Source organism: Pseudovibrio sp. Ad46 (assembly GCF_001623065.1).
Taxonomy (GTDB): Bacteria; Pseudomonadota; Alphaproteobacteria; order Rhizobiales; family Stappiaceae; genus Pseudovibrio.
In genome coordinates this window covers 179,379-203,124 of sequence record NZ_LMCG01000050.1, presented here as the reverse complement: position 1 = coordinate 203,124, position 23,746 = coordinate 179,379, and the positions used below count along the sequence as shown (strand labels likewise).

The following is a 23,746-nucleotide window of genomic DNA, read 5'->3' as shown; positions in this document are numbered from 1 at the left end:
GCCCACCCCACTGCACCTGGCAGCCCGAATATGACCTTGTTGACAATCGGTTACCTGGCAAAGATGACAGGAGCACCGTTTGACAACAAGGCGCCTTTATGAAAACTTTTTCATGATTGGTTCTTCAACTTACTTGAAGGTCATCACTCAATCTGGCTCATTTGCCACCAAAAGTTGAGCAATGCAGATTTTCTTAAATTTATTCATCACCTTAGATCATAATCACGAATGCGACTGCGAAGTTGTCTGAGTATCAAATGCGTATTGGATAAGTAATATTCATCAATCAGTTCCTTTCAGTGATACACAGCAGCACGCACGTAGGCGTTGCACATGAAAAGATTTTCATTCAATAATTGCCTGTCCTATTGATGAATGGTGGAAGTCGCGTGGCAACGGGTATCAAGCAGATCGCAAAACTTGCGAACGTCTCAATCAGCACTGTTTCCCACGTTTTAAACGCTTCTGCTCCCATCGGCAGTGAAGTGCAGGAACGTGTGTTGGGCATCGCGCGTGAGACCGGTTACCTCGCCAAGCGGAGACGCAAAGCTTCTATCTCCCTGCTCTCTACAGTGCTACTGGTTGGCACTAAGAAAGCCTTCCCTAAGTCTGATCGCAACTTCGTGGCCTGGACCATGCTGAACGCCTTCAGGAAAGAATGCCAAAGCCGTGGTATTCGCCTCATTCCTCAGATCGAGGAAGAAAATGAAATCAATCCGGACAATATTGTAGAGGCCGTTGCAAAACACCGCCCCCAAGGCATCGCAGTCATGCAGGATGACAGGCAATGTCTCATCGATATGCTCTACAAACTGCCGTCTGCCTCCGTTATCCTGAGTGGGCAGGATCAGTCGATGAGAGTGGATACTGTTGCCCCCAGCAATCGTTTTGGGGCAAAGCTGGCGACTGATCACCTGCTGGAGCTGGGCCATAAAAAGATTGCGCTGCTCACCTGGGGCAATCGGCGGGTTGCGAAACAACGGACTGAAGGGTTTCTGGATGCCTTCAGACAAGCTGGGCTCGACGTTCCTGTCTCCGATATTATTGATGTTGGCGACTATCAGCAGGATGTGGTGGAGATCAACTTCAGCAAATGGCTGAGCGAACACAATGGTCCTTCCCCTTACTCAGCGTTCTTTTGCTCAGCAGACAACGTTGCGCTTGGTGCGATGAAAGCCCTACAGACCCACGGCTACTCTGTCCCCAACGATGTTTCAATTATGGGCTTTGACAATGCATTGTTTGGCGAACTGTCCAGCCCTTCCCTCTCTACCATCCACGTTCCCATGGAAGAGATCGGTCACGTCGCGCTGAATCTGTTGGAAGAAGCTTTAACCCTGCCTGATAGCGAGCGCAGTGCGCGCCGCGTGGAGCTTGGGTGCCGCTTGATCCTGCGCAACAGTACGGGCATCCCAAACTCGTCTTTTTCCAAGTCATAACACGCCAACACGTTCCCTTAGGGGACCTCTTTTAGATTCAAGTAAGGTTAGAAGACGTTTTCTGCAGCCATATTTTGGCGGGTTTACCTTGCTTTTTATTGTCATCACATCAGGCCTAAAGCCCTATAGCTCTTACTTTTACCGCTGTGTCTGATGAGACCAAAACCATTGGTTACTCAGAGTGTTTTCTCTTGATTAGCAATCAAACAAAATTTGCGGCGTCCCGAAAGCAAATCTCTAAGAGGGCTGTTCTATATTCCCGCAAAGCACTATTGCGCATGGGTTCTCACCTACTTCTCCTATCGGCTTGCGCTGATGATGTTGGGAAATGTGCGGAAGTATTCCAATTTCCGCCGCAACATGAATGTAGATAATGGAAAACAAGATTTCATTATATCGTCCGCCAGCACCCTATCCGGGAGAAGCCGCAGAAGGCTGGAGAAACTTCAGTAATTATTTGAGCTCTGACCCTCTTGGTGTCATCCCAAAGGAGCTGTACGAGTGCGCGATTTTTCAGTTTGACGATGATGACCCGCGTAAATTCCTCGTAAATGAGCCCAAGTTGCTGTCCAGAGTCCTGGAAGAGCAACAAGCGATTTTCCCAAAAGGTGGCGGAATTGCAGAGCTATTGAAGCCGATCCTGCATAATGGTCTGGTTTCTGCAGAAGGTGTTGACTGGCAAGACCAGCATGAAATGGTTGCGCCTATCTTTTCCAACACAAGCGTCCGCATCTCGTTTGGCTATCTGCAAGAAGCACTAAGCTCCTTTGTTGAGCGTTTTCAGCAACACGCTGAGACTGGTCAAACCGTCAAACTGGCTGAAGAGATCAACTTTCTGGTTGCCGATGTTAATTTCCGCTGTGTGTTCTCAAAGCCCATTGAGATCCAGCTGGAGCATCAATGTTTCGACTCCATAATGAAATATGAGGAGGAAGTTGCCGGGACAGCGTTAGATCTGAAGCGCTTTACCGGTCGATCACAGCCGGTGTTTACAGAAGCTGCCTTGAAGACCGCAGAAGACGTGCGTGCTGTCATTTCGCAGATCATTGACGAGCACATGCATAACAAGCCTCCGAACTCTCAAAACTTCTTTCAAGTGTTTCAGGATGCCCGTGTTCCATCGACCGGCAAGCGTTTTACGAAATCACAACTTGTTGACCAGGTCGCTAGCATTTTCCTCTCCAGCCACGAAACAACATCTGCAGCGTTGTGTTGGTCTGTCTATATTCTTGCGCAATGCCCAGAGATAGTTGAGCGCATTCGAACAGAAGTGCAGCTGGTGACAGCTTGTGGCCGTATCTCTTATGAGCACCTGCCCCGTCTGCGTTTTACACGTGACGTCTTTAAAGAGGTCCTGCGTCTTTATCCACCCGTGCTTTATCTTTCCCGCGTTGCCCGAGAAGACACGACACTTGGGGACACTCTAATCCCTAAAGAATCCATGGTAATCATCAGTCCATGGGTTGTTCATCGCCACCGTTCATTCTGGGAAAATCCAGATATGTTCGATCCTGATCGATTTTCGCGCGGAGAAGCGAAAGCAACACTTGGGAGCTATTTCCCCTTTGGTTTGGGCCCGAGAATGTGTACGGGCGCCAGCTACGTCACCTTCCTTGGAATTAAAGTGATCGCGCGATTGTGTACCATGTTTGATTTTGAAACGCTCAACACTGATGACGTGCGCCCAGACAGTACTCTTTATTTAAAACCGTCGAGACCTGTTTTATGTAAAGTACATAAAAGGAAGTTTAGTAAGTAGTCGGAAGATCAAACGTCGAGGTTACCCAATGGACCCCAAAGAACTACAACAGCTAAAAGCAGGCATTCAGAAGGCACGTAAGCAAGAAGTCAACTTTGCGTATTCGCCAAACAAGAATCCAAAGGAAGACGACGCTTTGATGATTCACCCGCGGAAAAAGCCAAAGATGCTTTTGGTCGCGGTGAAGAAAGAGACCCAGAACCCCAAGAGCATGTGTGGGGTTGTGACCATCAAAAGTAAGGAAATGACCATCGAATGCGTTGGTAAGCCACCTACTCAAGGGCTTATCAAGATGATGCGTAAGTTCCTAATCAGCCAAAAGCTGAACTTCAAGATCCATGTAAAAGATGAAGAGGGCAACACCGTTCACTCTGATCACGCAGAGGAAGAAGGTGCAGAGACTCCAGATCATATGCTGGATACGTTCTCTCATGAAACTGATGAAGTTTCAGACTCCGGCAGTGACGAAGCCTTTACTGATGAAGAACTGGCTGCCAGCGGCGAAAGTCTGGAAGACACTGAAGACGACGAGGACACATCTGCTGAAGATGCCGCAGCAGCTGCCGCGGAAGACGCAGCACAAGAAGAAATACTACGTGACAAGCTGACGTCGATCCTGGCTGCACTCACCCATAAAGTTGAGAAAGCTCTCGGCAAAGATGAAGAATATGATGGCAAGCTGAGGCAGCAACTTGCAGCGGTTGAAGCCTCCGTCAATGCGCTGGACGATCCCGGTACGCAATCAGGTGTGAAAGCGATGCTTGCTCTGTTGGCGCAAGCTCCAACACCAGAGAAGGTCGACCAGAAAGAGGTCTTTGCCGCGATCAAAGAGTTTCAGGTTCAACGTGCAAATGTTGAAACAGAAATTGGTAGCCTCCTTGCCAAGCTAAAAGCACATTCAGACCCACGGATGCAGCTCATTCAGGCTAAGGGACCCTCTCAAGCATTGACTGGTGCAGCCAGTGTCCTGCAAGGGAATCTGGATGCGGTGCTCGCTGGTCTGAAAGACTGGGGCGCAGCTGATCCAAAGCAGAAAGTTGCTGTTGCGAAAAAACTCTCTGCAAGTATCACAACGCTCAACAAGCATATGGCCTCAGATAAACTGATCGACTTGCTCGAGAAAAATCCACTCGGTGTAACTGTTTCAATCAAGAAGCCGATTGAAGCTGCGCTGAAAGATATCGAACAGAAGATTTCTATCTGATCTAAACGCCCCATGCTGCGGTCTTTGTAGCATGGGGCGACCTTTGTTTTCGGGAACAAGCCGAAGGAGCACCCCGCATTGCCTTGCTTCTGTTTTTGTCCAGATATCATTCCCGACATCAACCTCAACCTGCTTGTTCCTCTTGTGTTGAAGGCAGGAGAAGCGACGGCCTTGCCGCGTATCAAAGGACCTTCTCTTCGTGTCACATCCCCCCATCTGTTCATGCGGTTTCGTCCGTTCAACTTCCTGAGCCTTGCGCAACTTTTGGCGTTGAACGCCAGCATCAATCATCGCCTAACTGCAGCTGCCGACCTGGCTCTTCGGGTGACGGAGTCTGCGACACTTCCCGCTGCCAAGCTAAAACTGAAAAAGCTTGCGCAAACCTCAGCGAAGTTCGCACTCCCTCTTGCGCTGAAGCTTGGTTCCCTTCCCGGCCATATCCTTGCAAAGCTGGGGCTTGCCGCGCAACTCATCCTTCAGATTAAGGGGCTCGGACTGAACCCGTTTAATCTCAATCTTGGCAAGCTAAATCTCATTCTCCCGAAGGCCAAAATCAATCTGCCTTTGCTTGGGCTCGTTGATCTGGGTCTGAAGCAGAATTTGAATATGAACGCTCAGGCTGATCTGAAGGCTCTTGCTAAGATGTTGGCTGACTTTGGCAACTGGAACCTTGGCTTCAAGTTCGATTTGAAAGCAGCATTCAAAATTTTGGCAGCTCTGAACATCATTGGTCTTTTGCAGCTGGCATTTGGCGAAAGCCTGTTTTCAGGAAACGTCAAAGCCTGGGCCCGCATTACTGCAAAGCTAAGCCTCTTTTCCAGATTACTACCACAGCTGAACCTGAAACTGCCGACAGCGAAAGTGGATCTGAGTGATCTTGACCTGAACATTGGTCAGGCTGACTGGCTTCGCAATGCAAACCGTATTTCCATGAGGGCATCTGCACGCGCATCACTTCGAGCATCCGCACGCCTCAATGCGGGTTTATTTGCCCGAACGGAGGCTGCCATTGGGCTTGCCTATGCGCTCTCCGCAGCTCTTAACATCAAGCCCACGACTAGGTGCTGTAGTCGCTGTGCGTTAATATTCTAACGCGTTCTTCAGGCACAAATTTCAGCAGTTGAGTAACCATTTGCCGCCAGTCTGGCGGTAGTTTTCTGAGGTCGGGATTGCTCTGCCGAAACGCAATGGCAGCTTCATATGTGTCCTTGATATGATCCCGATTTCCAAACATCTCGCGTATAATCAAGCCGAGTGCATACAGGTCTGCTTTCTCGGTGATTTGATCCGTGCCTAACCCGAGTTGTTCTGGAGCGGCATAGTTCAAATGACCAGTAAAACTGCTACGGGGTCTTATAAACGGCAGCTCGTCAGTAAAGGCACAATAGGCAAAATCCAGAATGACTAAGCCATGCTCTCCCTGGTTGCTTAGCATGATGTTGTTGGGAGCGAGATCCAGGTGAGCAATCCCTGCGTTATGGAGATGATTGATCGTCAGAACCAATTGTTTACAGAGTTGGACACATTCTTTTGAGGACAGCAACGCCTTACTCATCTTTTCGGCAAGAGTTTGGCCTTCCACCAACTCCATCACCAGCTTGATGTTTCCGTCTTCGGATTTCAGCTCCACAAACTTTGGCGCAATGGTGCCTGACAGGCGCTGCAGGGCTTTTGCTTCTCTAAAAAAAAGTTGCTGCGGAGCAGATGGTGAGATGAGCGTCTTCTCTGCCAACATGCGTTTTGTCGACGGGCACTTGTAAAACCTGACAGTGCTTGTTGATGTGTTCTTTGCAGGTTCCAACACAATATCCTCATATCTGTCAGAGTGTTCTGGTTGCAGAGATACTTTTCCCTATCAAGTCAACGAGTTAATAACGATATTACCAGTTCCTCTTATACTGTACACACAATGAAATGATCTTGCGGAATATTATAGGCCCATCTCGAGTGGTCGCCCCACTCATTTGGCAACCTCTACCAATCCTATGCGCAAATACTTGGTAGTGATCGGACTTCCAGTCCCAATAAGCAGTAGCAGAGCGGGATAGATTTCGAATGGATCCAACGGCTTCCCTTCAACCTATTGAGGAGAATGCACCTTGCGGGCCGGATCTTGAATACGATCCTGACTTCCTGACGATGGAGACTGCTGCCAGTGGCACCCAAGATCACCAGATCGGGGAAGCCATTATCAAAGGGGAAGAGCCTGACTGGAAGGAGGCGCTACGCCTCTCCACCCAACTGCTTACACGGACCTACGATCTTCGCGTTGCCATCATTCACGCACAATCTCTAATTGCAATTGAAGGATATCCAGGCTTCGCCAAAGGCATGGATTTCATTGCACAAATGCTGGATTCTTTCTGGGATACGCTACATCCAGAACTTGATCCTGCAGAGGGGCATGACCCGATCATGCGTGCGAATGTCCTTTCCGCTCTCAACGACAGACGCACAACGCTTGCTTTGATCAGAAATGCCGCTTTAGTTCAGTCTCGTATCTTCGGAGCATGGTCTCTCAACGAGATCGCTATTGCCCGCGGGGAGACTGAACTGCCTGATGGTCGTGATAGGCCGGACATTGCCTCTTATGACGCTGCTCTCAGAGAGACTGATCGCGAAAACATTGCAGAGGTTGTTAATGCAATCGAAACCGCGATCAAAACATCCGAGCATATCCGGGATTTTTTCGCGCAGCACGGTGGCCTGATCCTTGACGACCTGCTGCGAGAGTTGCGTCAAGCGCAGTTTTTATTGGCTCCAGCACTGGAAATCGAAGAGGAAGAGGAGGAGGAAGATGGAGAACCTGACTCTGAGGAAGATGGACCAGTCAAAGCCCGAACAGGCAAGAAAAGCGCAAGTTTTACTGGAACAGTTATAAACCGAACTGACGTGTTAAGGGCTCTTGATGAAGTTTGTGCGTATTACAAGCGTAGCGAACCTTCAAGTCCGGTTCCACTTCTACTGGGTCGGGCCCGACGTCTTGTTGATCTCGACTTTTATTCCATCATCAAGGACCTCGCTCCAGATGGGGAAGCACAAGTTTTGAATATCAGAGGGGTACGCCCCGACGACGATGACGAGCATTCTGGTTCAATCGAATAACCCAGGTCTGAATAAGAACAAAAGTACCGGGAACCCGATCACATGGCAAAACAAAGTAGTCAGAAATTTATAGCGAGGAACAGAGCCCCTCGAGTGCAAATTGAGTACGATGTTGAATTGTACGGTGCAGAGAAGACCATCCAGCTGCCTTTCGTGGCTGGCGTGATGGCTGATCTTTCTGGCAAGCCCGAAGATCCACTTCCTCCTGTAGGGGATCGTAAAGCCCTTGAGATCGACGTCGACAACTTCGATGAACGCATGAAGTCGATGAAGCCACGTGTGGCATTCCGGGTTCCCAACACCCTCACAGGCGAAGGCAATCTCAGTGTTGATTTGACCTTCGAGAGTATGGACGACTTTTCTCCAGCAGCCGTTGCCCGCAAAGTAGACGCTTTGCGTACCTTGCTGGAAGCCCGTACTCAACTTGCAAACCTGATGACCTATATGGACGGTAAGTCCGGTGCCGAGGAGTTGATCGGTAAGGTTTTGAATGATCCTGCCCTTTTGCAAACACTAGCTGCCACACCGAAGGAAGGTGATGCTGCTGCTGAAGAGAAGGACGAAAATAATGGCTGAAGCTGAAAAACAACCGGAAGTCGAAGCCGAAGAGGCACAGGTTGAAGCTATTGATCCCAATAACTTTGAATCTCTCCTCACTCAAGAATTTAAACCCAAGTCAGACAGCGCAAAAGAAGCCGTAGAAGGTGCAGTGGCAACACTGGCTGAGCAGGCTTTGGCAAACACGACGCTGATTTCAGACGATACGCTGAAGTCAATCGAGTCAATTGTTGCCGAACTTGACCGCAAGCTTTCCGAGCAAATTCAAACGATCCTTCACCACGAAGATTTCCAGAGCCTGGAAGGTACCTGGCGCGGACTTCATTATCTCGTCAATAATACTGAGACTGACGAAATGCTGAAGATCCGGGTGATGAATATCTCCAAAAAAGAACTGAGTAAGACCCTGAAAAAATACAAGGGTACGGCTTGGGATCAGAGCCCGGTCTTCAAGAAAATCTACGAAGAAGAATACGGCCAGTTCGGTGGTGAGCCTTATGGTGTGCTGATTGGTGATTACTACTTCGACCATACGCCACCAGACGTGGCACTTTTGAACGAAATGGCAGAGATCGCCGCGGCGGCTCATGCTCCGTTCATTGCAGGTGCAAGCCCTAGCCTCTTCCAAATGGAATCCTGGCAAGAACTCTCAAACCCCCGCGATCTCACCAAAATCTTCCAGACACCAGAATATGCCGCATGGCGATCACTACGAGAATCTGAAGATTCCCGTTATATCGGTCTTGCAATGCCGCGTTTTCTGGCCCGGCTGCCTTATGGTCCGCTTACTGAGCCAGTGGATGAGTTTGATTTTGAAGAGGACACATCAGGTGCCTCCTCCTCAAAGTACGTCTGGTCCAACTCTGCTTTTGCAATGGCAACCAATATCACCCGCTCATTCAAGATGTACGGCTGGTGCTCCCGCATCAGAGGTGTTGAATCTGGTGGTGCTGTTGAAGGTCTGCCTTCACATACGTTCCCAACGGATGATGGCGGCGTGGACATGAAGTGTCCAACCGAGATTGCTATCACTGACCGCCGTGAAGCTGAACTTGCAAAGAATGGCATGATGCCATTGTTACACCGTAAGAATTCAGACTTAGCCGCGTTCATTGGTGCACAGTCTTTGCAGAAACCAGCAGAGTATACGGACCCTGATGCGACAGCAAATGCGAACCTTGCAGCTAGGTTACCTTACTTATTTGCAAGTTGTCGGTTCGCTCACTATCTAAAATGTATTGTTCGAGACAAGATTGGCTCGTTCAAAGAACGTCAGGATCTTCAGAACTGGCTGCAAGATTGGATCATGCGTTACGTAGATGGCGATCCTGCAGGTTCCAGTGAGCAGACAAAGGCGGAAAAGCCTTTGGCGTCAGCCGAAGTGGTCGTCGAAGCCGACGATTCAAACCCAGGCTACTACAGCGCGAAGTTCTTCCTGCGTCCTCATTACCAGTTAGAAGGTCTGACGGTTTCCTTGCGACTGGTTTCAAAGCTTCCGTCAGCCAAGGGAGGATAAACCTCAGGCTGACGCGGAAGACGGCAGCGTTTTTTATCAACCCATCCAAAACGCTGTTAATCGGCACTACGCCTCATGCGGCAAGCCGTTTAGTGCCACAACAACGTAAGCAACAAAAAGTGGAGCAAGCGTCATGTCAATTGATGCATATGTAATCTTCGAGGGGCCCGGTGCCGGTGCTATCGCCATTGAAGGCGAAACACAAGATGACGAAATGGCCAAAAAAAAGGCCTTCGAAATCGCCACTTTCAGCATGGGTGCTGAAAACACTATGGACATCGGTTCCATGCGTGGCGGTTCTGGCGCTGGTCGCGTGAAGTTTAAAGAATTCCAGATTGAAAAGAAAAGTGACCGCGGTTCGCCAGGCCTTTTCCTTGCTTGTTGTAACGGTGGTATTTACGAGACCGTGACACTTTTGCTTCGCCGTTCAGGTGGTGCATCCGGTAAGGCTGGTGTGATCTTCCTTACCTTCACAATGAAGCTGGTTGCCATCAAGGAAATCAGTTGGGAAGGTAACGACGAAGAGTGTAAAGAATCCATCCAGATGGAATACGGTGCTGTTCAGATTGATTACACCATGATGGATACCACTGGTGCGATGGGCAAGACACTTACCGAAAAGTGGAGCCGCATCAAGAATACTCGCGACCTCGTCGTCAAATAATCGAGTATTTTCCTACCTTATCTGTTTGCCGGGGTTTCCCCGGCAAACCTTCCTCATCGCAATAGTCTGGAGTGATCCCGTATGCCTGCGAAGGAACATCTAGCCACAGGTAATTTACAAGAAGCGCTCAAGATCACTCAGGAGCAAGTGCGAAAAAAGCCTGAGGACGTAAAAGAACGCATCCTCCTTTTCCAGCTCTATTGCGTCAATGGAGACTGGCTCAAAGCCAAAAAACAACTTCCAATCATCCGGCAGTTTGATGAAAGTGCCGTGCCTATGGTGGAGACTTACTCCCGCTTGCTGGATATGGAGCAATTGCGCGAAGAAGTCTTTTCAGGCGACAAGACGCCCCTGCTCTTTGGTGAACCCAAAGAATGGCTTTCTTTCCTGGTTCAAGCCCTCAAGTTCGATAGTGAGAAGAACGAACAAGCGGCAATTGAGCTTCGGGATAAAGCCTTTGAAGAAGCAGACGCTATTTCCGGAACCATCAATGGTGAAAAGTTCGAGTGGCTGGCAGATGCCGACCCGCGGCTTGGCCCCGTTCTTGAGCTTATGATGAGCAACGCCTATTACTGGGTTCCGTACTCCGCAATCAAATCCATCAGAATTCCAGAGCCTCGTGATCTGCGGGACATGTGCTGGACACCTGTGAACCTTCTTTGGGTCAATGGTGGCCCTGCAAATGGTTTCATTCCAACACGTTACGTTGAGACTGTTCATTCAGACGACCCAAACCTCAAGCTTTCCCGTTTAACCACCTGGAACGAAGACAGACCGATCGGGCAACGTATGTTTGCGCATGAAAGCGCAGAGATCCCTCTGCTTGAGGTGCGAGCGATCAACTTCGACACTGAACTGGATATTCATAAGGACATTGGCCCCGTAACGAGCGCAGATGATGCCGCATCTTCGACGGAGGGAGGCCATGGCTGAACGCCCTCTTGCTGATCGGTTAGTCCCGTCTTTGTTGGATCGTCTTACAGATGACAACCCGTTTCAGCAGGTGGAGCCTCGTGAAGCCCGTGTCACCAGTTCGGTTAATCTTCGGTATTCCATTCAACGTGATTTGGAGTGGCTTTTTAACACAACCCGCCTGGCATCAGACATTGATTTAACACCCTATCCCGAAGTCCAGTCCTCCGTCTTAAATTTTGGAATTCCAGACCTAGGCGCGATGACAAGCAAAAGTGCTGAAGAGATTGAAGACATCTTGCATGAGGCAATCGTACATTTCGAGCCTCGCCTTATCGCAGATAGTCTTTTGGTGTCTATCGTTGAACCTAATAAGCCACGCCGCTCCAATCGTCTGGACTTCCAGATTGAGGGGCAGCTGTGGTCTCAACCTTTGCCACAAGCCTTGTACCTGCGCACTGAGTTCGACCTTGATGTGCATGCGGTGCAAATAGCTAAACCGCGCCAGCGAGGTTCTTGACATGAAGCCTTGGCTGCTTCCGTATTACAACAGAGAATTACAGCATATTCGCGAAAGTGCCTCTGAATTTGCAGAGGCTTACCCCAAAGTCGCCGGACGCCTTGGGTTGAGCGGTTTTGACTGTGCAGACCCGTACGTTGAACGTCTTCTGGAAGGCTTTGCATTCCTGACTGCGCGTGTTCAATACAAGCTGGACGCTCAATTCCCTCAGTTTACGCAGCACCTTCTGGAAATGGTGTATCCTCACTTTCTGGCGCCAGTTCCATCCATGCTTATCGCAAGTTTAGAGCCGGATATGACGCAAGGCTCCCTGAAGGATGGGTATGTGATCCCTCGCGGAACGCAGTTACGCAGCCGCAAGAGTGCCCGCGGAGCGACGCCTTGCATCTATAACACTGCCCATGAAACAACCCTTTGGCCAATTACGATAGAGGCCATCGATTATCTGGCGAGCCCAAGTGAACTGGCCGCTCAGAAAGTTGAAGTGAAAAATGGAGCAAAAGCTGGACTTCGTATTCGACTAAAAACGGTTGGCAACATCCCGTTTAATGAGCTCGCACTGGATGAATTGCCGCTGTATCTGCGCGGTGGAGGCTCGCAACCGGTGAAGCTTTATGAGCAAATCATTGGCAATTGCACTGGCGTTTCGATCCGTCCAACAAGTTTGCCTACTCCCTGGGAAATCAGCCTTTCCTCCGAGATCGTGAACACGCGTGGATATGGAGACGAAGATGCGCTTCTTCCTTATGGTCCACAATCCTTCAGCGGGTACCGTCTGTTGCAGGAGTACTTCGCATTTCCGCATCGTTTCCTGTTTGTTGAACTGACCAATCTGCAACCTGCCGTTCGTCAATGCGAGACGGATGAAATGGATATCTTCCTGCTCTTTGATCGGATTGACAAAGATCTGGAACGTGCTGTTGATCGCGCCAACATCTCATTGTTCTGCACGCCTGCAATCAATCTGTTCTCAACGCGCCTTGATCGTTTGCATATCAACGACAAGCGCAGTGATCATCATGTGGTGCCAGACAGATCGAAACCGCTGGACTACGAGATTTATCAGTTACAAGAGGTTGAAGGGTTCAGCTCGCAAGGCGATGCCCCACAGATCTTTAAGCCGTTCTACAGCCTATCAAGTACGCAAGACTTACAAAGTGAAGGCGCCTACTACACAGTGAACCGCAAACAGCGGCTTGCGACGGCCAAACGTCAGATGACAGGTGGGCGGAGTAATTATCTTGGCACCGAAATTTTTGTCAGTCTCGTAGATGCGAAAGATGCCCCCTATAATCTGGCACTCAACCAGCTGGGCATCCGCGCGCTTTGTACAAACCGGGATCTGCCATTGATGATGCCGATTGGTGCGGGAAAGTCGGATTTCTCCCTTCCAGAAGGTGGGCCTGTTGAAGCGGTCAAATGCATTGATGGTCCTAGTCGGCCACGTCCTTCGAACATCTTTGGTGAGACCGCATGGCGTTTCATCAATCATCTCTCACTGAATTACCTCAGCATTGCAGACAACAACGATACTGATGGTGCGCAAGCACTGCGTTCCATCCTACATTTGTATGCACCACTGGGTGACAGTTCCACAACACAACAGATCGACGGCGTACGCTCAATCAACTCCACACGAGCTGTTCGCCGCCTCCCTGGACAAGGCCTTTCATCCGTGGCGCGCGGACTTGAGCTCAATATTACGCTTGATGAAGCCGCCTTTGAAGGCACGGGTGTGTTCTTGCTTGGTGCTGTGCTCAATGAGTTCTTTGCCCGTTACGTTTCGATCAACAGCTTCACCGAGACGGTGATCAGATCCAACGTACGCGGTGAAGTTATGCGCTGGCCCTGCCAGATCGGGAGGCGTCACAGACTATGACCGGCTCGCAAACACCGCCCCCTCCCAGCTCTTCTGGTCCACCCAAACCTCGCGATGGGCAAGGCACTCTGCCCGTACCGGTTAAGGCAGACGTAACGCCTGAAGCTCTGTGGAAGCAGCGTTTGCGCTCGGCTGAGAAAGATTACCTCAGTTACGAGTTTTTGCCTTTGGTGCGGCTTATTGAGTGTTCTAACCCGGAAATGCCTCGGATCGGAACGTCACGGCGCTGTCAGGATGATCCTGTTCGATTTTCTCATGAACCGCATTTGCAGTTTGAAGCCTCAACGATCACAGCATTCAAGCAAGGTGTTGGAGCAAAACCCAGCCGGTTAACCAGCAGGTTTTTAGGGCTATTTGGACCCAACGGTCCAATGCCGCTTCATCTGACTGAGTATGCCTTTAAGCGGGAACATCAACACCGCGATACAACTATGCGTGCATTCGCGGATGTCTTTCACCACCGTATCCTGAGCTTATTTTACCGCGCGGCGATTACGGGGGAGCCCGCGTTCAGCTTTGATCGCCCCGAACAAGACCGGTATTCGATCTATACCGGAGCACTCGCGGGGTTTGGACCGACTGAATTTCGGCATCGTGATGATTTGCCGGATGTGGTGAAGTACCACTTCGCAGGCCGTCTCGCCTTGCAAACGCGCGGGGCTGATGGATTACTGGCTATTTTAAGCTGTTACTTCAACCTTCCCGTCGCTCTGGAAGAGTTCATCGGAGAATGGCTGTATCTTCCCAAAAATCAAGTGACTGCCCTCAACGGCTTTCGCAATGCCGGTCTTCTCGGTGTTGGAGCTGCACTGGGAGGGCGTGTTTGGTCCAGCGACACAAAGTTCCGTGTGGCGTTCGGTCCTCTGAGCTTACGTGACTATGAAGGTCTGCTTCCTGATGGTGTTTCCATGCCGCGTTTGCTTTCAGCCGTCAGAGCCTATTGCGGCGATGAGCTGGAGTGGGACGTAGCTCTTGTCCTTAAGCGCAATCAGGTGCCGACTACCCGGCTTGGACAATATGGGAAGCTTGGTTGGACCACCTGGTTGTCACCCAAAAAACAAGGCGATCCGGTTCGAGATCTCAATTTACGCCCACGACAAGTCACTGAAAAATCAAAAGCATCTGTTCACAACAACAATCGTGCGAAGGCTGCCTAGGAGTTCCCATGAGTGATATCAAACGAGCGTCCCTCTTCGGTAAATTGAATCCGACCTGCTATCAGGCAATCGACAGCGCTACGACCTTTTGTAAGATGCGTGGCAATCCCTATGTGGAGTTGGAGCACTGGTTCCAGCAGTTGTTGAGTGGTCAAGATTCAGATCTGCACCGCATCTTGCGGGATGCAGAGATCGATGAGGCCCGGCTCGCGAGTGATCTCACCAAAGCCTTGGACAAGTTGCCCCGAGGAGCCAGTTCTGTCAGCGATCTGTCTCAGCACGTGGAAGAGGCCGTTGAACGCGGTTGGGTTTATGCCACTTTGATGTTTGGTGATAATGCCATCCGCAGCGGTTACCTTCTGATTGGCATCCTAAAGACACCGGGCCTTCGCAATACGCTCTTTGGCATTTCGCGTCTGTTTGAGAACATTTCAGCTGATGATGTTTCGACACGATACAAAAAGATCACAGAAGGCTCTCCTGAAGAGGGAAAAGCCAAGGATGGAACGCAACTCGATGCTGGTGAACAGAAAGCCACTGCTCCGGGTCTCAAGTCTGCTGATGAGGCGTTAGACGCCTACTGCACAGACATCACGGCAAAAGCAAAAGCTGGACAGCTGGATCCGGTTATTGGCCGTGAAGAAGAAATTCGCCAGATCATCGATACGCTGATGCGCCGTCGTCAAAACAATCCGATCCTGACTGGTGAAGCCGGGGTTGGTAAAACGGCCGTAGTTGAAGGTTTGGCCATCCGCATTGCAGAGGGCGACGTGCCCTCATCCATCAAGGATGTGCGCGTTCTATTGCTTGATGTCGGGTTATTGCAGGCTGGTGCTGGCGTAAAAGGTGAATTTGAAGATCGCCTGCGCAAGATACTGGATGCGGTGCGCTCCTCTGTGCAACCGATCATCTTGTTCATTGATGAAGCTCACACGCTCATCGGTGCAGGCGGTGCTGCGGGAACCGGTGATGCAGCCAACCTCTTGAAGCCAGCCCTTGCCCGTGGTGAGCTTCGGACGATCGCCGCAACAACATGGTCTGAATACAAGAAGCACATTGAGAAGGATCCTGCCCTTGCTCGCCGCTTCCAGAACATTTTGGTTGAAGAACCTGATCCAGATAAAGCCGTTGCTATCATGCGCGGTGTGACTGCGATGCTTGAAGAGCATCATCAGGTCCAGATTCTAGATGAAGCGCTTGAGGCTGCCGTACATTTGGCGATGCGTTTTATTCCGGCACGGCAGCTACCAGATAAGGCAATCAGCCTGATTGATACAGCGTGTGCCCGGGTTGCTCTTTCACAGCATGCGACCCCAGCCGCGGTAGACGACTGCCGTAAGCGTCTCGTTATGATTGAGACGGAGCGAGATATCCTTGAACGAGAAGCGCAGTCCGGGTTTGATGTTGGAGACAAGCTAACTGACGTGCACAAGAAGCTTGCAGAGCTTGAGAAAGAACGCGAGGCTCTTGAAGCAGAATGGCTGAAAGAGCAATCACTTGTCACAGAAATTCTCAAGCTGCGTGAGGTGTTCCGCCAGACCAATGGAGATGAGAATGCAGATACGGCTCCAATCAAGAAAGAGCTGGATCAGAAACTTGAGGAACTGACCGAACTTCAAGGTGAGCATCCCCTCATTCTTCCTGAAGTAGATAGCCAAGCTGTCGCAACGATTGTTTCTGACTGGACGGGTATCCCAACCGGGCGCATGGTCTCTAATGAGATTAAGACTGTGTTGCATCTGAGCGATATCCTGAGGAAACGGATCATCGGTCAGGATCACGCCATGGAGGTGATCGCTCGCCGCGTAAAAACCTCCCGCGCTAATCTTGATAACCCAAGTCGTCCTATTGGTGTGTTCCTTCTGGTTGGCCCAAGTGGTGTTGGTAAAACCGAGACAGCTTTAGCGCTTGCAGAGACCCTTTATGGCGGTGAGCAGAACCTAATCACCATCAACATGAGTGAGTTTCAGGAGTCCCATACAGTCTCCACGCTCAAGGGCTCTCCTCCAGGTTATGTGGGTTACGGTGAAGGCGGCGTTTTGACGGAAGCTGTGCGCCGCAGACCTTATAGCATTGTGTTGCTGGATGAGGTGGAGAAAGCCCACCCTGATGTGCACGAACTCTTCTTCCAGGTCTTCGACAAGGGCATGATGGAGGATGGCGAAGGCCGGAAGATCAACTTCAAGAACACTTTGATCCTGCTAACCGCCAATGTGGGCAGTGACCTCATTTTGGATATGTGCGCAGACGAAGATCTGACACCGGATCCAGAGGGAATTGCCAAGGCTTTAAGACCCCCACTCCTGAAGGCCTTTCCGGCAGCCCTTTTGGGCCGACTTGTAACCGTGCCTTACTACCCGCTAAGTTCACCTGTCATTCATAAAATCATCAATCTACAGCTTGGCCGGATTGGTGATCGTATCCTTGAGAACCACAATGTGACGTTTACTTGGGATGATTCAGTTGTTGCCTTGATTGAGAGCAGATGCGCGGAAATTGAGAGTGGCGGCCGAATGATCGATGCGATCCTGACCAACACCCTTCTCCCGGATATCAGTACAGAGTTCCTGAAGAATATGAGTGAAGACAAGAAGATCACAGAACTCAAGGTTCTGACTGATGGTGATGCATTTGATTACAAGTTCAAGAAGTCACCTGTGGCTAAAAAAGATAAACACAAGAAGAAATAGGCCTTTCACAGACCATTCAGATAAATCTGAAAGCAAAATCAAAACATAGGCTTATTACTTTTTTTACCACAGAAACTAACTGAAACAAAACACGTCGGAACTACTTTTCCAAGTGACGAGGAGTCCAACGATGCAGAAAGTTAAACAATCGGCGAGGAGACGGTCGACACGCATTCCTGCGTGGCGTCTTACTTTGCGCCGTATTGTTCGTTCTGATGCCTTTCAGTACACCTTTCTCATCTTGATTGTTGTCAACGCCATCAGCCTGGGTCTGGCAACGTCTCCCTCCGTGCGACGCTTGACCGGAGATGGTCAGATCATTTTTGATGATGTGATTATCGGACTTTTCATCTTGGAATTTGTTCTGAAAATCATGGCTTTTGGCACGCGTTTTTTCAAAAGCTGGTGGAACATCTTCGACATTTCAGTGGTTAGCTTCTCACTGCTCCCACAGTCGGGTTATCTCAGCGTTTTGCGTGCCCTTCGGGTTATGCGGGCCATGCGTGTCCTGTCCTTCCTGCCACAATACCGGCAAGTGATGCAGGCGCTGTTGGACGCGCTGCCCGGCATGTTCTCCGTGATGATCGTTCTGGCGCTGATTTATTATGTGTTTGCGGTGATGGCGACTGGCCTGTTCGGCGCAAGCTTCCCGGACTGGTTCGGGGACATTGGTCGATCCTTGTACTCGCTGTTCCAGATCATGACGTTAGAGAGCTGGTCCATGGGGATCGTGCGTCCCGTAATGAAGATCTATCCCTACGCCTGGGCTCTTTTCATACCCTTTATCTTCCTGACTGCATTTGCGGTGCTCAACCTGTTTATCGGTCTGATCGTCAGCTCCATGCAGGGCATCTATCAGGAAGAACACAGTGAAGACGTCGAACGACTTCGCCTCCTCGTATCCGCAGAAAACCGTGCAATCGCCGCTCAATTGGAAGCTGCGCAGTTACAGGTAATCAAAACCCTCGAACGTCTTGAGGACCAGATAGAAACCAATAAGAGAGATTCTGATGAGTGACTCTGACAAGGACGATGATCTTGATGCACTGCTCAATGACATCATAGAGGAAAGTGATGCTCCCACAGAAGGTGAAACCGCTGAAGGTGCATCTGCAAGTGTTTTTGAGCCAGATTTTGGCGAGGTCACATGTGAAGCCCCAAAGCTCAACATCACGCTGGATAGTCCGTTCCATCTTGCTGTGATCGGTGATTTTTCTGGTCGTGCCAACCGTATGGCTCTTTACGATGCTGAAGAGCTTGCTGTGCTCAAGGGGCATAATGTTGATGTCGATACTGCAGAAGATCTCCCTGCCCGATTCAAGATCAACATTGAACTTGACCTTGCTGGTGATGAAAAAGTCATTCGGTTTGAACCGAACTGCATTGAAGACTTCCACCCTGACGAAATAATCGATGAATTCGAGATATTTGATGAGCTGAAGGCGCTGCGTTCTTCCCTCAAGAACCCCGGAACTTTCAGCAATGCGGCTGCAACCATTGATGAGTGGCTGGAGAACAAAGGCGAAAAGCCTGTCTCACAGCGCAACTCGCGTGGATCAGTCATTCCAGTTGACAAGAAGCTGAGTGACTTTTCAGCTCTCATTGATCGCCCCGTTGAAGAACATGAAGAGGCCGACGACTTTACAGATCTGATTGGTAAGATTGTCTCGCCCCACATTACTCCAGCCGACAACCCACAGCTCGATGATTACCTTGAGATCGTCGAGGCTGTGATGACCACAACACTGCGTAAAATCCTTCAAAACGCTGACTTCCAGTCTTTGGAGAGTGTTTGGCGCGTTATTGATATGTTGTCACGCCGAATTGAGACCTCAACGGCGCTCAAGATAACGCTCTATGACATTTCTGCGGAAGATTTTGCAAGAGACCTCAGCGCCACCAACAAGCTTGAAGAAACAGGTTTGTATCGTCTGTTCGTAGAAAATGCGTTGCAGGATGAAGGTGTTGGCACGCCGAGTGCTATTGTTGGCCTTTACACATTCGACATGACGCCACCTCACGCAGAGCTTCTGGGGCGTATGTCAAAGATCTGTGCGCATGCGCACGCACCTTTCCTGACATCCCTGGACCGCAACAATGCCACCAGAAAATTTGCTGAGCTTCCTAAGATTACCGAAAAGACGTGGCAGAGTCTGCGTGCCATGCCAGAAAGCAATTACATTGGCCTGAGCTTGCCACGCTTCATGCTTCGAATGCCTTATGGCGCAAAGACCGACCCAATTGATGCATTCAGCTTTGAAGAGTTTGACGAGCAAGTTGGCCTGAAAGCCATGTTGTGGGGCAACCCTGCAGCCCTGATTGGTCTTGTGCTTGCAAAAGACTATGAGACCAATGGCGGCGGCATGAAGCCAGGATCGATCCTGACACTCAACGAAATGCCCTTCCACTACGTTCACGACCAGTATGGTGATCAGGTTGCCCTGCCCTGTACGGATCGCATGATCAGTCATCGCAGCGTCGAGCCACTTATGAGACAGAGCTGGATGCCCATTGTGTCTATGAAGGGGCAGCCCGAAGTTCGCATAGCCTCTCTTAATGGCCTGGCCGGTGACACGATTTCTGGACGCTGGTGCGATCAGATTGCAGTGACCAAAGCTGCCGAGGCACCAAGCCCAAGTGCTGGTGCGCGTGTCAGCATCAGTGGTGGCGACGGCTTAACCCCAGGCATTCAGGCAACAAAAGGTGCTGTTGTTGTCGAGACCATCATTGATCCTAAGAAAACACCAGAAACCATCTTCAGAATTGAGGCTGATCCGCCAGAACCTCAGGTGAGTGAACCTGAAGCGGCAGAGGACGAAGAAGACGAAGTTGAAGAGGCACCAGCACCTGCGCCAGCCGCAGCAGCTGCCCCGCCTGCACCTGTCCATGACACAACAGAGTTGGACAACCTCCTAGCCGATCTTTCAGCAGATGATGAAGAAGAAGCGGATGAAGAGGGTATGGATCCGGAACTCGAAGCACTGCTTGCTGATCTGTAACAATTGATAACGGAGTTTCAAATGGCCGAACTCATTGAGATAGAAGAAGTACCTGAGATTTACGTCATGGAATACGGCGGCAACTATTACCTTGTTCGCGGCGCTGCTTACCTTGACCAAATCCTGTTTGGCAAAGAGCCACTCAGCTTCCCCGTACTCATCAAATCCGTCAAAACCTGGGATGAGGTTCTCGTGAATTGGGAGAATACCGGGGGCTCCATGCCCTGGATCCTCAATCCCAGCATTGTTGAACGGATGGAACGAGACAATCGCAAACTGACCTCAGACAGCTTCAACGCCTGAGACCGAACGAGAAACGTTTTAGAAATAGGCAGGTCCTGGAATGTGTGCGAGCAAAGTAACTGAAAATCGGCTGTTCACGATCAGCTTCGATGGTGGAGATGACAGCTTCCACCTTTGGAAGATGAAGATGACCAGCGAAATGAGTGAGCTCTACGAAATGGTCGTAGATTGCCGATCATTCGAGCATGACCTGAGCCTTGATAAGATGCTTGGGCAGACGCTTACGCTTGAAATGAAAAAAGTGTCCGGCACAAGCCTGTCTTCTGACCAGTATCTGAATGGGTTTGTAACCAAAGCCATCTATACGGGACAAGATCATGGCTATTCAACTTACCGGCTTATTGTACGCCCGTGGCTTTGGTTTTTGACCCTTACCAGCAACTGCCGGATTTTTCAGGAAAAGTCGACGCCAGATATCTTGAAGGAAGTCTTTCAGGAAGCAGGTTTTACCGACTTCAAAAACAAGCTGAGTGACAGTTATGATCCTCGGCCCTATTGCGCGCAGTTTCAAGAAACCGATTTTAACTTTATCTGCCGCCTGATGGAGCAGGAAGGGATCTATTATTACTTTGAGCATGAGGATGGCCAACACACGATGGTATTGGCAGATTCCTATAGCGCTCATGAAGACATCAAAGGCGAGTCCAGCCTTCCCTTCTATTCTGAGGAAGACCATTTCCGTCGCGGAGCTGATCACTTTTGGGATTGGCGACACAATGAAGAGATCCAGACGGATGAAGTTGAAATCAATGACTATGATTTCACTAAGCCCACGAGTGATCTGAAAGCTAATGCTAGCGAAAAGAAGTCCCACCAACTTTCTGGCCGGACACGTTACATGTATCCCGGCCATTACGAGGAAGTCAGTGTAGGTGAAAAGCGAGCCAAGGTGCGCGTTGAAGAAGCCAGTGCGGCTTACGCTAAGGTATATGCGCGCGGCAACGTACGTGGATTGCGACCCGGATACCTTTTCAAATTGGATCAGTTTTCAGACGACCCAAGTCAGGAAAAAGAATACCTGATCACGAAGGCGATCTGTGAGGTCTCAATCGAGTTTGCGCGCGATGAAGAGCAGGAATTTTATGACGCAATCACCTATGAGATTGAGGCGGTCGATTCCAGCGTTCAATACCGTAAAGCCTCTACTACACCCTGGCCTAACATGAATGGCTTGCAGTCCGCAGTTGTTACTGGCGCGGATGGTGAAGAGATCTGGACCGATGAGTATGGCCGGATCAAAGTGCAATTCCATTGGGATCGTGACGGACAGAACGATGATAAATCTTCTTGCTGGGTGCGTGTAGCGCAAATGTGGGCAGGTAAAGGTTGGGGCGGTCTCCACATTCCCCGTGTTGGGCAGGAAGTCCTCGTTGATTTCTTAGATGGTGATCCCGACCGACCTATTGTTGTGGGCAGCGTTTACAATGGAGAGCAGACTGTTCCTTATGACCTGCCCGGTGAAGCCACAAAGTCTACACTTAAGAGCGAGACATCCAAGGAAGGCGGCGGGAACAACGAGTTCTTGTTTGAAGACAAGAAAGATGAGGAACTCGTTCAGCTCACAGCTGAGAAGGACTACGAGCGCACCGTTAAAAACAATGAAACCGTCAAGATTGGTTTCGACAAGCAAGAAGATGGTGACCAGACAATCGAGGTCTATAACAATCGCAATCTGACGGTTGATCAGGGTGACGAGACCTACACAATCAAGACCGGTGGCCGAACCACAACTGTCGAAAAAGACGATGCCCTCTCAGTCAAGTCTGGCAATCACACTATTACAGTTGAGAGCGGTGACCAGAGCATCTCCATGAAGCAAGGTGCGCAGACTGTTGAAGCCATGAAAGACATCGGTGTGACCTCGCAAACCGGCGATGTGAAAGTGGACGCATCTGCAGGATCTGTGAAGGTCTCCGGAACCCAAGCCATTGAGCTCACCTGTGGTGGCAGCTCGATCAAAATGGATCCCATGTCCATCACCCTTACCGCTGGCCCTAGCTCTCTCAAACTTGAGGCCGCTCAGGCTGAGTTGAAAGGCTTGATGGTGACCGTAAAAGGTGATGTTCAGGCGACCGTTGACGGGACATTGACCACCTTAAAAGGTGCTGGCATCACGACGGTACAAGGTGCTCTCGTCAAGATTAACTGAGGCGCATTATGGAAAATATCGTGACAAATACTACACTGCTCCTCAACTCCTACAAGGATCTACTGGAAAAAAGACCTTTAGAACTTGGAGATGAAGCAGTACCATTGATAGAGGGACAGAAGCCTTCTATCGAAGTTGTGGATACCTTGGCAGAAGCGGAGCTCATGTCTGACGCCATTAAGGTTCTTGCTCACGCCCTGAGTAAACCACGTGCAGTGTGGTGGGCCAGTCAAGTCAGCAGAGCGACCTTTCCGGAAGGCAGTCAACCACCCGATAAAGACGAAATAGCGCTGAAAGCCGCCGAGGATTGGGTCCGCAAACCCGAAGAAGACATGCGCCGTGCAGCAATGAAAATTGCTGATGACGGAGGATATAAAAGCGCCGCTTCTCTTGCCGCGGCAGCGGCTGGTTGGAGTGGCGGTAGTATGGGATCTCCCGAATTTGACCCTGCACCTCCCCCAGAAAACCTAACTAGTATTGCTGTAGGGTCATCTATAGTTTTGTCTGTATACGACAGTAACGTGGAGGACCCTGAAGAGTTCTTAGTCAAAGCTTACAAGTTGGGACGAGCGCTCGCAGATAATGAAATAGAGGCCCTATGAGTTTCCCAGCAGCACGCATGACAGACATGCACGTCTGTCCAATGGTGACCGGTATCGTTCCTCACGTAGGAGGCCCGATATCTCTTGGAGCACCGACGGTTTTGATCGGAAACTTACCAGCGGCGCGCATGACTGACATGTGCGTGTGTGTTGGGCCTCCAGATACAATTATGAAAGGCAGTGTCACCACTTTGATCGCCGGACTGCCGGCGGCGCGCATGCTGGATGTCACTGCTCACGGCGGCACCATCATCCTTGGCTGGCCCACAGTTTTAATCGGGGGCTAAGGA

At 50.2% G+C, this 23,746-nt stretch carries 20 protein-coding genes; 19 read left to right on the top strand and 1 reads right to left on the bottom strand.

The genetic code is table 11. From position 1 onward, the window contains the following. Positions 1-389: 389 nt before the first annotated feature. The 4 genes from PsAD46_RS15495 to PsAD46_RS15480 all read left to right on the top strand — a co-directional run bounded on the left by PsAD46_RS15495 (position 390) and on the right by PsAD46_RS15480 (position 5,494). A complete protein-coding gene (locus PsAD46_RS15495; RefSeq protein ID WP_208981865.1) occupies positions 390-1,439 on the top strand; it encodes a LacI family DNA-binding transcriptional regulator in 1,050 nt (349 codons plus the stop codon). Positions 1,440-1,812: 373 nt separating this feature from the next. Next, the gene (locus tag PsAD46_RS15490; RefSeq protein ID WP_057465251.1) at positions 1,813-3,198 is read left to right on the top strand and encodes a cytochrome P450; all 1,386 of its coding nucleotides are present in this window, start codon (positions 1,813-1,815) and stop codon (positions 3,196-3,198) included. A 28-nt stretch (positions 3,199-3,226) separates the two neighbouring features. Further along, entirely contained in the window at positions 3,227-4,402 is a 1,176-nt protein-coding gene (locus PsAD46_RS15485) for a hypothetical protein (protein ID WP_063288541.1), read from the top strand. Positions 4,403-4,480: 78 nt separating this feature from the next. Next, the gene (locus PsAD46_RS15480) at positions 4,481-5,494 is read left to right on the top strand and encodes a hypothetical protein (RefSeq protein WP_208980910.1); all 1,014 of its coding nucleotides are present in this window, start codon (positions 4,481-4,483) and stop codon (positions 5,492-5,494) included. Here the strand turns inward: PsAD46_RS15480 and PsAD46_RS15475 are convergent. After that, a complete protein-coding gene (locus PsAD46_RS15475; protein ID WP_153040748.1) occupies positions 5,460-6,137 on the bottom strand; it encodes a protein kinase in 678 nt (225 codons plus the stop codon). The genes PsAD46_RS15480 and PsAD46_RS15475 overlap by 35 nt on opposite strands. Positions 6,138-6,457: 320 nt before the next feature. Between PsAD46_RS15475 and tssA the strand changes: the two genes are divergently transcribed. From tssA to PsAD46_RS15400, 15 genes are all read left to right on the top strand, one after another. Beyond that, positions 6,458-7,507: a type VI secretion system protein TssA gene (tssA, locus tag PsAD46_RS15470; protein ID WP_057465254.1), complete on the top strand. Its 1,050-nt coding sequence runs from the start codon at positions 6,458-6,460 to the stop codon at positions 7,505-7,507. 42 nt (positions 7,508-7,549) lie between these two features. After that, complete coding sequence (gene tssB, locus PsAD46_RS15465) at positions 7,550-8,083, top strand: type VI secretion system contractile sheath small subunit (protein ID WP_057465255.1); 534 nt, start codon at positions 7,550-7,552, stop codon at positions 8,081-8,083. After that, complete coding sequence (gene tssC, locus PsAD46_RS15460) at positions 8,076-9,581, top strand: type VI secretion system contractile sheath large subunit (RefSeq protein ID WP_057465256.1); 1,506 nt, start codon at positions 8,076-8,078, stop codon at positions 9,579-9,581. Before tssB ends, tssC begins: the two co-directional genes overlap by 8 nt. A 133-nt stretch (positions 9,582-9,714) precedes the next feature. After that, positions 9,715-10,245, top strand: coding sequence for a type VI secretion system tube protein Hcp (locus PsAD46_RS15455; RefSeq protein ID WP_057465257.1), 531 nt, complete (start codon positions 9,715-9,717; stop codon positions 10,243-10,245). Positions 10,246-10,326: 81 nt separating this feature from the next. Next, positions 10,327-11,178, top strand: coding sequence for a type VI secretion system accessory protein TagJ (locus PsAD46_RS15450; protein WP_063291945.1), 852 nt, complete (start codon positions 10,327-10,329; stop codon positions 11,176-11,178). After that, positions 11,171-11,677 (top strand): type VI secretion system baseplate subunit TssE, encoded by a 507-nt coding sequence (gene tssE, locus PsAD46_RS15445; RefSeq protein WP_063291944.1) that lies wholly within the window; start codon positions 11,171-11,173, stop codon positions 11,675-11,677. Before PsAD46_RS15450 ends, tssE begins: the two co-directional genes overlap by 8 nt. A gap of 1 nt (position 11,678) precedes the next feature. Next, complete coding sequence (gene tssF, locus PsAD46_RS15440) at positions 11,679-13,556, top strand: type VI secretion system baseplate subunit TssF (protein ID WP_063291943.1); 1,878 nt, start codon at positions 11,679-11,681, stop codon at positions 13,554-13,556. Further along, on the top strand, positions 13,553-14,713 hold the full coding sequence (tssG, locus tag PsAD46_RS15435) for a type VI secretion system baseplate subunit TssG (protein ID WP_063307293.1): 1,161 nt from the start codon (positions 13,553-13,555) through the stop codon (positions 14,711-14,713). Before tssF ends, tssG begins: the two co-directional genes overlap by 4 nt. Before the next feature lie 8 nt (positions 14,714-14,721). Then, on the top strand, positions 14,722-17,403 hold the full coding sequence (gene tssH, locus PsAD46_RS15430; protein ID WP_063307292.1) for a type VI secretion system ATPase TssH: 2,682 nt from the start codon (positions 14,722-14,724) through the stop codon (positions 17,401-17,403). A 130-nt stretch (positions 17,404-17,533) separates the two neighbouring features. Continuing rightward, on the top strand, positions 17,534-18,421 hold the full coding sequence (locus PsAD46_RS15425; RefSeq protein WP_057465263.1) for an ion transporter: 888 nt from the start codon (positions 17,534-17,536) through the stop codon (positions 18,419-18,421). After that, positions 18,414-20,402 carry a type VI secretion system contractile sheath large subunit gene (locus tag PsAD46_RS15420; protein WP_063307291.1) on the top strand — a complete coding sequence of 663 codons (1,989 nt, stop codon included), beginning with the start codon at positions 18,414-18,416 and terminating at the stop codon, positions 20,400-20,402. The genes PsAD46_RS15425 and PsAD46_RS15420 overlap by 8 nt, the downstream gene beginning before the upstream one ends. A gap of 21 nt (positions 20,403-20,423) precedes the next feature. Then, positions 20,424-20,705 carry a hypothetical protein gene (locus tag PsAD46_RS15415; protein ID WP_063291939.1) on the top strand — a complete coding sequence of 94 codons (282 nt, stop codon included), beginning with the start codon at positions 20,424-20,426 and terminating at the stop codon, positions 20,703-20,705. Between the two features lie 40 nt (positions 20,706-20,745). Further along, complete coding sequence (gene tssI, locus PsAD46_RS15410; RefSeq protein ID WP_057465266.1) at positions 20,746-22,854, top strand: type VI secretion system tip protein TssI/VgrG; 2,109 nt, start codon at positions 20,746-20,748, stop codon at positions 22,852-22,854. A gap of 8 nt (positions 22,855-22,862) precedes the next feature. Further along, on the top strand, positions 22,863-23,456 hold the full coding sequence (locus PsAD46_RS15405) for a hypothetical protein (protein WP_063307290.1): 594 nt from the start codon (positions 22,863-22,865) through the stop codon (positions 23,454-23,456). Further along, on the top strand, positions 23,453-23,743 hold the full coding sequence (locus PsAD46_RS15400; protein ID WP_057465268.1) for a PAAR domain-containing protein: 291 nt from the start codon (positions 23,453-23,455) through the stop codon (positions 23,741-23,743). The genes PsAD46_RS15405 and PsAD46_RS15400 overlap by 4 nt, the downstream gene beginning before the upstream one ends. Positions 23,744-23,746 lie beyond the last annotated feature (3 nt).

Bases quoted from the DNA above. Each gene is read 5' to 3' on its own strand.
- PsAD46_RS15400 (WP_057465268.1), top strand. From the start codon at position 23,453: ATGAGTTTCCCAGCAGCACGCATGACAGACATGCACGTCTGTCCAATG.
- PsAD46_RS15450 (WP_063291945.1), top strand. From the start codon at position 10,327: ATGCCTGCGAAGGAACATCTAGCCACAGGTAATTTACAAGAAGCGCTC.
- PsAD46_RS15425 (WP_057465263.1), top strand. From the start codon at position 17,534: ATGCAGAAAGTTAAACAATCGGCGAGGAGACGGTCGACACGCATTCCT.
- PsAD46_RS15405 (WP_063307290.1), top strand. From the start codon at position 22,863: ATGGAAAATATCGTGACAAATACTACACTGCTCCTCAACTCCTACAAG.
- tssC (WP_057465256.1), top strand. From the start codon at position 8,076: ATGGCTGAAGCTGAAAAACAACCGGAAGTCGAAGCCGAAGAGGCACAG.
- tssI (WP_057465266.1), top strand. From the start codon at position 20,746: ATGTGTGCGAGCAAAGTAACTGAAAATCGGCTGTTCACGATCAGCTTC.
- PsAD46_RS15485 (WP_063288541.1), top strand. From the start codon at position 3,227: ATGGACCCCAAAGAACTACAACAGCTAAAAGCAGGCATTCAGAAGGCA.
- tssG (WP_063307293.1), top strand. From the start codon at position 13,553: ATGACCGGCTCGCAAACACCGCCCCCTCCCAGCTCTTCTGGTCCACCC.
- PsAD46_RS15490 (WP_057465251.1), top strand. From the start codon at position 1,813: ATGGAAAACAAGATTTCATTATATCGTCCGCCAGCACCCTATCCGGGA.
- tssE (WP_063291944.1), top strand. From the start codon at position 11,171: ATGGCTGAACGCCCTCTTGCTGATCGGTTAGTCCCGTCTTTGTTGGAT.
- tssF (WP_063291943.1), top strand. From the start codon at position 11,679: ATGAAGCCTTGGCTGCTTCCGTATTACAACAGAGAATTACAGCATATT.
- tssA (WP_057465254.1), top strand. From the start codon at position 6,458: ATGGATCCAACGGCTTCCCTTCAACCTATTGAGGAGAATGCACCTTGC.
- PsAD46_RS15455 (WP_057465257.1), top strand. From the start codon at position 9,715: ATGTCAATTGATGCATATGTAATCTTCGAGGGGCCCGGTGCCGGTGCT.
- PsAD46_RS15415 (WP_063291939.1), top strand. From the start codon at position 20,424: ATGGCCGAACTCATTGAGATAGAAGAAGTACCTGAGATTTACGTCATG.
- PsAD46_RS15475 (WP_153040748.1), bottom strand. From the start codon at position 6,137: ATGTTGGCAGAGAAGACGCTCATCTCACCATCTGCTCCGCAGCAACTT.
- PsAD46_RS15420 (WP_063307291.1), top strand. From the start codon at position 18,414: ATGAGTGACTCTGACAAGGACGATGATCTTGATGCACTGCTCAATGAC.
- tssH (WP_063307292.1), top strand. From the start codon at position 14,722: ATGAGTGATATCAAACGAGCGTCCCTCTTCGGTAAATTGAATCCGACC.
- tssB (WP_057465255.1), top strand. From the start codon at position 7,550: ATGGCAAAACAAAGTAGTCAGAAATTTATAGCGAGGAACAGAGCCCCT.